This is a genomic window from Methylomonas sp. DH-1 (assembly GCF_046097555.1).
Lineage (GTDB): Bacteria > Pseudomonadota > Gammaproteobacteria > Methylococcales > Methylomonadaceae > Methylomonas > Methylomonas koyamae.
Window position 1 is genome coordinate 4,497,615 of record NZ_CP143089.1, and the last position, 12,566, is coordinate 4,510,180.

A 12,566-nucleotide genomic window follows, 5' to 3' on the forward strand; every position below is an offset into this window, starting at 1 on the left:
GCTTATTTTTTAAATTCGATGACTTTGCTGGCGGGATTCAGATTGATTTCGTCGATGACGCAATGCGGCCCGGCCTGCAGGATGTATAGCACGGCATCGGCCACATCGTCGGCACGCAGGGCTTGGCCGGCCTGCTTGCCGGGCATGAAGCCCAAACGCTCGAAGAACTCGGTATCGACCATACCCGGATTGACCAGCGACACCCGCACCGAACTCTTGCCGCATTCGTCGCGCAAGGCCTGGCTGAAGCCGCGCAACGCGAATTTGCTGGCGCAGTAAATACTGCCGTTGCGGCTGCCTTTCAGGGCCGCTTCGGAACCGATGTAGACCAGATTGGCGAACGGCCGCCGTTTCAGATTCGGCAACAGCAACCGGGTCAGACAGGCCTGGGCCGTGAAGTTGACCGTCATCAGCCGTTCGATCTGCGCGGCGGAAAATTGCTCCAAGCCGCCGAACTGGCCGTAGCCGGCGGCAAATATCGCCGTGTCCAGTTCCGGCGCCTGCAACTGTATTTGTTTGGCGGCGGCCGGTAGCCGTTCCAGCTCGGCCAAATCCAGTTCGACCGCGGAAAAACCGGGGTGCTCGGTCGCAAACCGCCGGCAATCGCGCGACACGCCGACCACGCTATGGCCTTGGTCCAATAGCCGCCTCGCCAGCGCACGGCCGATGCCGGAGCTGGCGCCGGTGACCAGCACGCTGCGCTTTACGGGCTGCATGGAAAAAACCGTTCTTGCGGCATGTATTCCAGCAACATCCGGCTGCAGTCGGCCATCATCGCCTGCTCCAGATCGGCCCGGTAGCTCACCATGCCGGCGGCGGTTTGAAACGGGCTGGCAAACAATTTTTCGTCCGGGTACAGCTTATGGATTTTCTTGAAGTAGTGCTCCGGTAAGCGGAACAGGCCCAGACTGGCAGAATGCAGTTTGGACGCATCGAGCTCGGCAAACACCCGGTCGAATAACTCCCGGTAAAGCCGCCGGTAGTCGTGCTGGTAGATCACCGGATCGAAACGCAAACCGATAGGCCAGCCCTGCCGCTGCAATTTCGCCGCCGCCTCGATACGTTTGGCGACCGGCGGTGCTTTGGCTTCGACTTTGCCGGCCACGGCATCCGGCGCCAGACTGAACGCCACCACGCAACGCGCCAACGGTTGCCGATGCAGCAACGTCCTGATCTGAGTGCTCTTGGTGCGCAGTTCCAACCAGGCGTTCGGCAATTCGGCGAATGCCGGCAAGAACTGTTCGGCAAAACCGGTGACCGGCTCGAAGGCCAGGCTGTCGCAATCGTAGCCGGAGAAAAAATACACGTCTTCATCCGGCGTTTCGGCGCAAATCTCGCGAATCCGCGCCTGAAAATCCTCGTAATTGACGAACAACACGTAATTGGCCGACTGGTACATGCCCTGCAGAAAGCAATAGCGGCAGTCGTACAGGCAATTCAGCATGTGGGAGAAATAGTAATTGCGCCGGCCGCCGATGCCGTAGCCGGCTGGCGCCGGCAACGCAAACTTCTGGAATTTCTCGGCCAAAATCAGCGCCGGGCGTTGTTTTTGCAACCGAAAATTCTGCGCCTTGGGATTGAACACCTCGCCGAAGCGCTCGCAATATACGGTTCGCGCCTTCGGAAAACGGGCCCGAATCGCCTGAGTACGCGGATGAAGTTCGACAGCGGATTCGATGTACAAGGTGTCTATCATCGGCAACGGCAAGCAGGCGGGATTGGCCGGACATTATAAAGGATGCGCGGCCTGCCGGTTACGGCCGGCGACCGGGAACGAACTTAGCGGTCGGCAGCGCCGGAGACAATAGCGCATGCCATACAGACGTGTTCTGTCCGGACAGCAATACGTTGTCGATCCATCGAAAAAAAAGGCGGTTGGAGAAAAACCAATGCGTTGCCGGATTCGAGCCGCCGGCAACGGCAAACACGACGAAAACGTTGCAACTGAAGGGAGCGGGTGCCGGCTAACTTTTGAATCTTACTCCAAATAACCGGATCTGCAACAGCGGACTTGTTTCTCTAAAAGAAATAATAAATGAATTTTTTGCAGCATTGTAAACCGAAAAAACAGGACATATAGTTAACCCAACGCCGACATTAACCGATCCCGCCGATCGAAGGAGCCAAAAATGAATACCCCGACGTTCTATCGCGATATTGCCACCGGCTTGTTTTTTATCGGCGGCGTGCTGAGTTTCGTTTCCGGACAATTCATCTTGTCCACCATGCTGTTCGGCACCGCGTCGTTGACAGCCAACCTGCGCCCGGCCAAACCGGTACGCATCTGATTTTGATGTGCCTCCTCGTTGTGAAGAAGTAAGCTCTATGGCCCCCACTTTTGCTCAAAGTGGGGGCTCTTTTTGACCACTCCGCCAGGTCTTATCAAAAGCCATTCCCGGTTCGATTTCCTATCCGACCATTGACGGTTGCGCCGGCCGCATCGCCTCCATCGCGCTCAGCCGGATAACAACCCAGCGAAACTCGCCGCATCCAGCGGCCGGCTGAAGTAATAGCCTTGCGCCTCGTCGCAGGCCAGTTCCTGCAAAAACGCCAGTTGTTCGGCGGTTTCGACGCCTTCCGCCAATACCGTCAGCCGCAGGCTGTGGCCCAGGGCCAGTATCGAGCGGGTGATGGCGCTATCGTTGGCGTCTTGCGGTATGTCCATCACAAAGGAGCGGTCGATTTTCAATTTGTCGACCGGCAAGCGTTTCAAATAGCTCAACGACGACTGGCCGGTACCGAAATCGTCGATAGCCAGCGTCAGGCCGAGGTCGCGCAGGGCTTCCATGACCTGAATATTGCGCTCAGCCTGGCGCATGATGTAGGTCTCGGTTATTTCCAGCTCCAGATGCTGCGGCGCCAGGCCGGTTTCCGCCAAAATCCGCCCGACCGCAGCCAACACGTCGCTACGCTCGATCTGCGCTCCCGACAGATTGACCGCCATCCGCTGAAAACCTTTGCCGGCTTCCGCCCAAATCTTGGCCTGGCGGCAGGCAGTGCGCAACACCCATTCGCCGATCGGTACGATCAAGCCGGAATCTTCGGCGATCGCGATGAATTTGTCCGGCGGAATCATGCATCTGTCCGGATGGCACCAGCGCAGCAATGCCTCAGCTCCGATCAAGCGGCCGTCCGCCAGCGAATACTGAGGCTGGTAGTGGACTTGCAATTCGCCCTGGTTCAGCGCCTCGCGCAATTCGCCTTCCAAAAACAGGCGCTCCCTGGCCCGCTCGGTCAAGTGCGCTTCGAAAAACTGAAAATTGCCGCGGCCGCGTTCTTTAGCCTGGTACATCGCCAGATCGGCATGCTTGATCAGCGTCGTGTAGTCCTCACCATCGTCGGGATAAAGGCTGATGCCGATCGAGGTACCGATTTCCAGCTTATGCCCCTGCACCGGAAACGGCCGGGCCAAGGCCTGCAAAATCTTGGCGGCGACTTTTTCGGTATCGCTGATGCTGGGATGGTTTTCCAGCAGAATGATGAACTCGTCGCCGCCCAGGCGCGCCACAGTGTCGCCCTGGCGCAAGCTATCTTTCAATCGTTGTGCAGTCATCCGCAGCAGTTCGTCGCCGACCGGATGCCCGAGGCTGTCGTTGACGTGTTTGAACCGGTCCAAGTCCAAAAACAGCAAGGCCAGCGTTTGTTGGTCGCGGCGCGCCCGTTCCAGGCTATGCTCGCAACGTTCCTGGAAATGTTGCCGATTCGGCAGATCGGTCAAGGCGTCGTAATACGCCAGATAATGGATGTGTTCGGCGCTTTGTTTTTGCTCGCTCAGATCGTAAAACACGCTGATATAGCGAATCACCCGGCCCTCGCTGTCGCGCACCGACGATATGTTCTGCCACAGCGGAATCAGTTCGCCGTCTTTGCGCCGGTCCCAGATCTCGCCTTGCCATTTGCCCTCGCGTTTCAGCGAGCTCCATAGCTCCTGGTAGAAGCGTTTGCCGTGGTGGCCGGACTTGAACAGGTTGGGCTTGCGGCCGATCACCTCGTCCGGCTTGTAGCCCATCACCTCGCTGAACACCCGGTTGACTTTCAAAATATGGGCCTTGGCGTCGGTGATCAAAATCGCGTTCAGGCTGTTGTCGAACACACTGGCAGCCAAGCGCAGTTGTTCGTCGACAATGTGTTGCTCGGTAATGTCCTGCACCGTGCCGACCGAACGCAGCGGCCGGCCGTCGGCCGCGTAATAATTCTGCGAGCGCTCGTGCACCCATTTGATGCTGCCGTCGGCGAATTGCAGGCGGTGTTGGATATCGTAAGGCTGGCTGTTGGCGAGCGAAGCTTGGTAGGCGCGATCGACCTGCTCCCGATCCTCCGGATGCACCAACGCCAAAAACGCTTGGTAGCTGTGCGGCGGCTCGGTCCGGGTCAATTCGAAAATCCGGTAGACCTGCTCGGACCAGGTCAGGCGGCCGCTGGCCAAATCCAGCTCCCAATGGCCCAGTTGGGCGATGTGCTGGGCCTCTTTCAACAGGCTTTCGCTGCGGCGCAAGCGCTCCTGCTGTTGCTTCAACACCGTGATGTCGGTGGCGCAGATCACGGCGCCTTCTTCCTTACCCTGCGGATTATGCTGCACGCTGCCCTTGAGCCAATAATGCCGGTAACGCCCGTCGCGGCCGCGCAAACGGTGCTCGGCCGCATAATCGCCCCGGCAGCGCACCGTCTCGAATAACGGCGAATGCACCGGCCAAGGCAGGCTACCCAGCTCTGCGGCCAGGCTTTGGCGTTCCGCCGGATGCAGCCAAGCGTCGGCAACGGCCGGTTCGGGCTCCGCGTCTACAGCGGCCAGTTCCTGCGCACATTGCTGATTGATCCGAAGTAAGCGCCCGTCCGGGCCGAGTACGATCATCAAGGCGCCGGTGCTGTCCATCACCCGTTGGATGAAATTGCTTTGGCTCTGGTAACGCTGGTTGGCTTCGCGTAACGCATTGCCGTGCGATTCCAGCGCCCGCAGCATCTCGTCGGTACGCTCGGCATCCCGGCTCATTTGCTGCTCCAACGCGGCGTTGGCCAGGCGCAAGGCTTCCAATTCGGTCCGCAACCGCGCCAGTTCCTGCTGCAATGCCGCTTCATTCATGGTGTTGCGGAGCGAAATAAAAGCTGAGCAAAGCCACCGCGCGTTCCACGGCCGCGGCGACCGGTGCCGACAAGCCCGGCCGGAAAGGCTCCACGGCGGCGACTTCGACGCCGACAATGCGCACCGTCGGCGCCGGTTCCGGCATTACCGCCAACGCCGCCAGCAGATAGCCGACACCGTGCCCGTGGCCGGCCGCCGACGACTCCAGCGGAATGGCTGCCGCCGCCAGCTCCAACAACCTGCCGGGATGGCCGGCCGGAGCCAGCGCATCGACGACGACCGCCTCGGCGCAATCCCGGAACAGCGCCAGCGCGGCAAGGCCGGGCGTACCGGCATCGAACAGGCGCACGTCCGCCGCCAACGGCAACTGGGCCAAGCGCTGGTAAACGGCCGGCCCGAAGCCGTCGTCGCCATGCAAGGGATTACCGAAACACAGAATGTGGCGCATCATCGCGGCAATAGGCGGGAATCAAGGCGCGAAACGCAACTTTTTTCCGCTGTCCAACATATGCACGGTACAGACCAGGCAGGGATCGTGGGAACGGATGATATGGCCGATTTCTATCGGATCGTCGGGGTCCTGCACCGCCACGCCGACCAGACTCTGCTCCCAGTGGCCGGGCAGGCCGTTACTGTCGCGCGGCGACGCGTTCCAGGCGGTGGGCGTGACGATTTGGTATTGGGCGATGACGCCGTCTTCGATTTTCAGCCAGTGGCCCAACGCGCCGCGGGCAGCCATGATAAGGCCGAAACCTTCGCCGTCGATTTCGGCGGATTTTGCCGGATTCAGGATATGCGGCTGGCCGATGTCGGCAGCCAATTCTTCCAACATGCGCCGGGCTCCCGCCAATTCGTAAGCGATGCGGCGCACTCTGGCGAACTGGCGCAGCCAGGCATTGCCGCCTTCCGTCGCATGCAGCGACCGAATCAGCGCATCGCCGCCGATCAGCAGTTCCGCCAGCGGCCCGGTCTGCACCGCCTTGTCGCCGTAGCGCGGCGCCTTGGCCCAGGTATAGCGGTCGCTGTTGGGCTGAAAATCCGGCACCGTTTCGCCGTTCAGCGGATGCCGGCCGCCCGGGTAAGGCCGAAACCAGGAGTGGCGCACGTGTTCGTTGACCAATTGTTGGTCAAAGGGGCTCTGCGTGGCGCTGTCGCCGTCGTAGAAGCCGCCCGGCAGCAGCCGGCCCGACGCCTGCTGCGGATCGCACCACGCGCCGAAACTCAACATGTGCCGGGTCCCGGCCGCCATGCCGTGCAACCCGAGCGAGCGGGCGCAACGGCTCAACAAGCCGAGCGCGCTATCGGCATGGGCCGGCGTTTCCAGCCATTCGAAATAGGCATCGGCACTGTCCAACGCCAACCATTCGTCGAGCGGCGCACCGACGATAACCTGTTCGTACCAATGCTGGATATCGTCCAACACCGCGCGGCAGGCCAAAATCCGCCGCAAATCGGGCGGTATCGTGACGCCGCCCGGCAGCATGTAGGAGGAATGCGGCCATTGCCCGCCGAATTGGGCGACGATCTCGACCGCCTTGCGGCTTTGGGCCAGAGTCTGCCGATAAATCGAGCCGCGGAACGGTTCGAAACGCTCGGTCAACTCGGCAAACCAGGCCCGGTCCCGGTAACGCGGATTGCAAAAATCCGGCGCGAAAAACAGAAAGGTCTGGCGCAGGTCGTTTTGTATGCCCTCGGCGATCAGGCACAGGTTGCGGATCCGCACCGCATTGGGCGGCACCGGCACCTGCCAGATTTGCTCCAGCGCCAGCACCGCCGAATAAAGATGCGCCGTGCCGCAAATGCCGCAAACCCGCGGCGTGATCACCAAGCTATCGCGCGGCGCCCGGCCCAGCATGATTTGTTCGAAACCGCGGTACAGCGTGCCGACGGTGCGGGCTTCCGCGACGACGCCGTCCTCCAACACCACGGCAATTTCCAGATCGCCTTCGACCCGGTTCAGACTCAGATTGAGCTCGACTCTAGCCATCAGACGTCCATCTTTTTATCGCGCACCCGGGCCGGCGCCGCGGCCCGCGCCAGATTTTTGTAGGCCATGTAGCGGGCGCGCTCGACTCCGAGCGGGAGCCGCACCGGAATATCGCCGATTTTCGGGGTACTGAACAAATCGGCTTCGCGCGGAAAGGTCGGCGACGTGCAACCGAAGCACGGCACGCCGGCCCGGGTCTTGCTGCTGACGCCGTTCCACAGGTCGCTGTTGCAAACCGCTTGCGTCATCGGCCCCTGGCAACCCAAATTGAAAAACAGACAGGCGCGGCCGCCGGGCTCCAGTTCCTCAATGTCGTATTCGTGGTATTCGTTGCGGGTGCAGCCTTGATGGACGATGGTGTTGAAAAACGCCTGCGGCCGGTTCAAACCGTCCAACGGCAGCGGCCATCCGGCGGCCAGACCGGCCAGGGTTTGCGTCATCGTATGCGGATGGGCCGGGCAGCCGGCAACGTTGACTACCGGTAAACCGCGCCGGGAGCGCCATTCCGGCGGCAGCAAACCGCCCGGCCGGTCGCGGTCGAATTGCAAGCCGGTACAGTCGCTGGGATTGGGCGCCGCCGCATGCACGCCGCCGAACGCGGCGCAGGTGCCCATTGCCACCACGACGCCGGCCTGTTGCGCCAATTCGCGCACCATCTCCATTTTCGCTCGGCCGCGGTAGCTGTCGTACAGTCCGGTACCGCGCGGCGCCGTGACGATACTGCCTTCCACACATAAAATATCCAGCGTTTGCTCGCCGCTGGCGATGCGCTGGTAGATCGCATCGTGCTGGCGCATTGGCTGGTGGGATAGCGAGGGGTGCCAGAGGAGTTCGACGCCGTGGTCGGTCAACAACTGCTCCAAGCTCGGCGTTTCGGCCGACAAAATAGCCAAAGAATCGCCGCCGCAGGCGCCGGTCTGCAACCAGAATAATGTAGCCATCGTTCGCCTCCAGCCCGATTTCAAAGACCCATCTTAATAAATCGGGCATTTGAGCGCCAACGGAAACGCAACGGCGCCGACGAGCAGGCCTACAAAAAGCGCTCGCAGCCTTGGCCGGCACTATCCGAACCTTGCCGGGGCCGCTATCGCGCTTAAGAATTTTGCCGGCGGCGACAAAACGCAGCAGCGCCCGCCGGAAAGACGGCTTAATTTGCCGGCATGGCTGCCGGCGCTAGCCCTTCAGGACCCAAGGAAAATAGGTCAGCACCAGTTCGGCGATGGTTTTGTTCAATTCGGTATTCTGGGCGTTGACGTATTCCACTTTCTCGTACAGTTTCAACGAGTCGCCAACCGCCGGCATACTGAATTCGCACATCGTAAACAGCGAATAACACCAGGCATAAATCACCGGGATATTCGATTTCAGGTGTTTTTGGGTTTCTTCTTGCAGCCATTTAGCCTGATCGGTTTTGCTTTGCTGGGTATCGATGATGTCGACCGTGATATCGGTAAACTCTTTCAGCGCCTTGGCTCTGACCCGGTTGTCCTCGTCGATATGCTCTTTGGCAAAAACGTTCAGCGTCATACCCTTTCTATCGACGATATTCGGGATGTCGCCGTGGCGCCCGGAAAACACTTTGAAATGTTTGTGGCCTTGAGAGCGCAACAACGCGACTAGCGGCAGCCAGGAGTTTTCGCCGGTTATCGTCACCGACAGGTATAGCTGGCCGACCTGAACCCAGGGGCAATCTTCGTCTTTGACGTCACCCGATAACAGATTCTTACTGATCACGCTCGGCTTGGCGGTCGAGTTGTGGTTGTACAAGGTATTGGTCGGTTTGGTAGCCATTCGGAAGCCCCGGAAATTGGTTAAGGTGGTTCAAGTCTAGCCGCAAGCCTCCGAAAAGCCAGCGCGGCGCAAACCGCTGCCGTTGCAGGCAGACAAGCGGCCCAAGCGATGTAGGCCGGCACCGGTGCATGCTGGTAGAATAGGCCTTTTGACTCGTTTGCGATCATGCGTCTAATCCGTGGGCTGAACCATCTCGACCCGTTGCGCAACGGCTGTGTCTTGACGATCGGCAATTTCGACGGCCTGCATTTGGGCCACCGCCTGGTGATCGAAAAACTGGCCGAGCACGGCCGCCGGCTGCAACTGCCGACCGTGGCGATGGTGTTCGAACCGCAACCGCTGGAATATTTTTTGGCCGACCACGCGCCTTCCCGCTTGACCCGCTTACGCGAGAAAGCCATCCAATTCGCCAAACTGCCGATCGACGAATTATTGGTGATGCCGTTCAAGCGCAGCCTGGCCGATTGCGACGCCGAGCAATTCATCGCCGACATCCTGGTCCGCCGGCTGAACGTCAAGCATTTGGTGGTCGGCGACGACTTCCATTTCGGCAAGGCCCGCCGCGGCAATTTCGCGCTATTGCAGCATCGCGGCGAAACGTACGGCTTTAGCGTGGAAGATAGCCATTCCTTCGAGCTGGCGGGGCTGCGGGTCAGCAGCACCTTGATCCGCGACGCGCTGGGCGAAGGCGACCTGGCCCAGGCCAAACTGATGCTGGGCCGGGATTATTCGGTCTGCGGCCGGGTCGCCCACGGCGACAAGCGCGGCCGCGAGCTGGGTTTTCCAACCGCCAACGTGCGCATGCAACGCAAGAATACGCCGATCGTCGGCGTCTACGCAGTGACGATGACCGGACTGGACGGCAAGGAATACCAGGGCGTCGCCAACGTCGGCTCGCGGCCGACCGTGGACGGCGGCGCCAAAGTGGTACTGGAGACGCATTTGTTCAACTTCAATAAGGACATCTACGGCCATTACGTCGAAGTACATTTCAAACACAAGCTGCGCGACGAAATCCGCTTCGACTCGCTGGACGCACTGAAGCGGCAAATCGGCCTGGATGTGGCGCAAGCCCAACGGTTTTTCGGATGAAGGCTGAGACGATGCTCGACAATACCCCCGTTCCGTCCCCTTGCATCCGAAATTGCTGCCTGGACGACAGCGACATCTGTCTGGGCTGTTTCCGCTCGCTGGACGAGATCCGCAACTGGAGCAACGCCGATAACGCCAGCCGCGAGCAAATATTGCACCGGGCGGCAGCGCGGCGCCAATCCCGCCCCTCCCCGCTTTTTTTAACGAACAAGGACCCATCGCCGCAATGACAGAGGATGCCGAAGACGAATTGGTCCGCAAAGCTTTAAAAAACATCAAAATCCCGCCGGCGCCGCACGTATTGGATAAGCTGCACAAGGAATTGCAGAAAGACGAGCCCGAGCTGGAGACGGTCGCCGAGATACTGGCGCAGGACATCGGCTTGTCGGCGCTGGTATTGCGCAGCGTCAATTCGCCGTATTTCGGCTTACGCACCAAAGCCGTGTCGATCCAACACGCCACCTCGCTGTTCGGCCTGCGCAATATCGTCAATATCGTGGCCGGCCTGGCGTTGCGGCGGGTGTTCGAAGAGACAGAAGGCGCCAATCCGCCCAATTTTTGGGATTCGCCGCTGAACGTGGCGATGGCAGCGGCCGCGATCGCCCGCGCGGTGTTTTATTCGCGGCCGGACGAGGCCTACATGCTCGGCTTGTTCCATAACGCCGGCCACCCTTTGCTGACCCAGCACTTTGCCGGCTATGCCGAGTTCATGTCGCAACACATCAACGCGGCGGACCAGTCGATCTGCGCCGCCGAAGACCGCCAATACCAGGTTGAGCACGCCGTACTCGGTTATTATCTGGCCAGAGCCTGGGGCCTGGATAAACGCATCGCCAATGTGATCCGCGACCACCACCAGGTCAAGGAGCGCTTCGCCGCGCGCGACCGCGGCGATCCCAGCGAATTGAGTCTGCTGGCTATCCTGAAAATGGCCGAGCATATCGATAAGTTGTTTTGGGGCTACCAGCCCGATTACGAATGGCTGGAAATCCAAGACCTGATCCTGAACTTTGTCGGCCTTAGCGAGCAAGACTTCGCCGAACTGCACCAGGACATCGCCGACAACGTCCTCGGCGGCTTGACCCGTTAATTACGCCGCTTGCGCAGCACCGGCTGCAGATCCAGCCGGTAGGCTAGCGCCAGATAAATCAGCATGCCGAAACTGCCGCAGAGCCAGACGTCCCATCGGTACTGCGCCACCGCGTAACGGTCGGCGAAATACAGGCTCAAACCCAACGCGAAGTAAAACCCGATCTTGGCCAGAGGGTAATCGACCGGATAGTAAATCCGGCCCAAGCCCCACGACAGCAGAACCATAAACCCGTAGCAAACCAGCGTGGCCCAGGCGGCGCCGATATAGCCGTACTGCGGAATCAGCAGGATATTCAACGCCACGGTGACGCCGGCACCGGCCAACGACACCCAGGCGCCCAGCCCGGTGCGGTCGCTGAGTTTGTACCAAACCGATAGATTGACGTAGATGCCGAGCAACAAATTCGCGATCAATAGAATCGGCACGACGACCAAGCCCTCGCGAAATTCGGCGCCGATAAAATATTTAAACAGGTCGATGAATAAGGCCACCAATAAAAAAATCGACACGCCGGCGATGACGAAATACTGCATCACCAGCGCATAGGCGCGTTTGGCGTCGGCCCGGCCGGCGTAAGAGAAGAAAAAAGGTTCGCCGGCATAGCGAAAGGCTTGCACGAACAGCGTCATCAAGATCGATAACTTGTAACAGGCGCCGTAGATGCCCAACTGCTGCAGATTGGTTTGCAGATCGTACGGCAACAGTTGCTTCAATATCGCCCGGTCCAGCATCTCGTTGACCATACCGGCCAGACCGATCACGATCATCGGCAGCGAATAGCGCAGCACCGGCGCCAGCACCGCCCGCTCCAGGCCGAACGGCACGGCACGGAATTGCGGCAACAACATCAACAACTTAGCGGCACTGGCCGCCAGATTGGCGATAAAGATATAACCGACGCCGACTTGCGGGTCGTAGTAACCGGCAATCGCGCTATCCGGCCACAGCACCGCGAGTTTCGGCCACAGCAGTAACAACAGCAAATTCAAGCCGATGGCGACCAGAATCTCGGCCATTTTAATCCCGGCAAAACGCCAAGCCCGGTTCTCGGCGCGCAGTTTGGCGAACGGCAAGGCCGACAACGCATCCAGCGCCAGTATCCAGGCAAACCAGACCGCATATTCCGGATGCTGCGGGTATTGCAACCAAGCCGCCAACGTCTCTTGCCAGTACCAGACGGCCCCGACCAAAGCCAAATTGGCGAGCAGCAACAGACTCAACGCATTACGGTAAACCCGCTCGCCGTCGAACTCCGGCCGCTGCCGAAAGCGGAAATAGCCGGTCTCCAGCCCCAATACCAACAACACCGCAAAAAATCCGGCATAGGCGTAAAACTCGGAGACGACGCCGTATTCGCCGGTGCCGAAGGTATAGGTGTAAAGCGGCACCAGCAAGTAATTCAGGAACCGGCCGACGATGCTGCTCAGGCCGTAGACCGCGGTTTGGGAAACTAGTTGGCGTAAAGACATGGATCGATTGTGTCGACGAAGGCCGCGGCGCGGCCGGTGGGATTATTGTATGCG

General features: G+C 59.9%; 12 protein-coding genes. 4 read left to right on the forward strand and 8 right to left on the reverse strand.

The features are described from left to right. Window positions 1-2 precede the first annotated feature (2 nt). Both VXJ35_RS20560 and VXJ35_RS20565 read right to left on the reverse strand, forming a co-directional pair. Window positions 3-716, reverse strand: coding sequence for an SDR family oxidoreductase (locus VXJ35_RS20560; RefSeq protein ID WP_064022988.1), 714 nt, complete (start codon window positions 714-716; stop codon window positions 3-5). After that, window positions 704-1,696, reverse strand: a complete 993-nt coding sequence (locus tag VXJ35_RS20565) for a spore photoproduct lyase family protein (protein WP_064023625.1) — start codon at window positions 1,694-1,696, stop codon at window positions 704-706. The genes VXJ35_RS20560 and VXJ35_RS20565 overlap by 13 nt, the downstream gene beginning before the upstream one ends. A gap of 433 nt (window positions 1,697-2,129) precedes the next feature. Here VXJ35_RS20565 and VXJ35_RS20570 point away from each other — a divergent pair, with 433 nt between their 5' ends. Then, window positions 2,130-2,288 carry a hypothetical protein gene (locus tag VXJ35_RS20570; protein ID WP_197488498.1) on the forward strand — a complete coding sequence of 53 codons (159 nt, stop codon included), beginning with the start codon at window positions 2,130-2,132 and terminating at the stop codon, window positions 2,286-2,288. Window positions 2,289-2,455: 167 nt separating this feature from the next. Here VXJ35_RS20570 and VXJ35_RS20575 read toward each other — a convergent pair whose 3' ends face one another. From VXJ35_RS20575 to VXJ35_RS20595, 5 genes are all read right to left on the reverse strand, one after another. Further along, entirely contained in the window at window positions 2,456-5,080 is a 2,625-nt protein-coding gene (locus VXJ35_RS20575; protein WP_064022989.1) for an EAL domain-containing protein, read from the reverse strand. Beyond that, a complete protein-coding gene (locus VXJ35_RS20580; protein ID WP_064022990.1) occupies window positions 5,073-5,531 on the reverse strand; it encodes a hydrogenase maturation protease in 459 nt (152 codons plus the stop codon). Before VXJ35_RS20580 ends, VXJ35_RS20575 begins: the two co-directional genes overlap by 8 nt. 18 nt (window positions 5,532-5,549) lie before the next feature. Next, window positions 5,550-7,067 (reverse strand): nickel-dependent hydrogenase large subunit, encoded by a 1,518-nt coding sequence (locus VXJ35_RS20585; protein ID WP_064022991.1) that lies wholly within the window; start codon window positions 7,065-7,067, stop codon window positions 5,550-5,552. Next, the gene (locus tag VXJ35_RS20590; protein WP_064022992.1) at window positions 7,067-8,008 is read right to left on the reverse strand and encodes an NADH:ubiquinone oxidoreductase; all 942 of its coding nucleotides are present in this window, start codon (window positions 8,006-8,008) and stop codon (window positions 7,067-7,069) included. Before VXJ35_RS20590 ends, VXJ35_RS20585 begins: the two co-directional genes overlap by 1 nt. A 232-nt stretch (window positions 8,009-8,240) precedes the next feature. Then, entirely contained in the window at window positions 8,241-8,858 is a 618-nt protein-coding gene (locus VXJ35_RS20595; RefSeq protein ID WP_064022993.1) for a hypothetical protein, read from the reverse strand. A gap of 165 nt (window positions 8,859-9,023) precedes the next feature. Between VXJ35_RS20595 and ribF the strand changes: the two genes are divergently transcribed. Genes ribF through VXJ35_RS20610 form a run of 3 tightly spaced genes read left to right on the forward strand, consistent with a single transcriptional unit; the run spans window position 9,024 to window position 11,040 of the window. Continuing rightward, window positions 9,024-9,950 (forward strand): bifunctional riboflavin kinase/FAD synthetase, encoded by a 927-nt coding sequence (gene ribF / locus VXJ35_RS20600; RefSeq protein WP_064022994.1) that lies wholly within the window; start codon window positions 9,024-9,026, stop codon window positions 9,948-9,950. 11 nt (window positions 9,951-9,961) lie between these two features. Further along, window positions 9,962-10,180 (forward strand): DUF1289 domain-containing protein, encoded by a 219-nt coding sequence (locus tag VXJ35_RS20605; RefSeq protein ID WP_197495912.1) that lies wholly within the window; start codon window positions 9,962-9,964, stop codon window positions 10,178-10,180. Continuing rightward, window positions 10,177-11,040, forward strand: a complete 864-nt coding sequence (locus VXJ35_RS20610) for an HDOD domain-containing protein (RefSeq protein WP_064022996.1) — start codon at window positions 10,177-10,179, stop codon at window positions 11,038-11,040. Before VXJ35_RS20605 ends, VXJ35_RS20610 begins: the two co-directional genes overlap by 4 nt. Here the strand turns inward: VXJ35_RS20610 and VXJ35_RS20615 are convergent. Next, window positions 11,037-12,512, reverse strand: coding sequence for a polysaccharide biosynthesis C-terminal domain-containing protein (locus tag VXJ35_RS20615; protein WP_064022997.1), 1,476 nt, complete (start codon window positions 12,510-12,512; stop codon window positions 11,037-11,039). The genes VXJ35_RS20610 and VXJ35_RS20615 overlap by 4 nt on opposite strands. Window positions 12,513-12,566 lie beyond the last annotated feature (54 nt).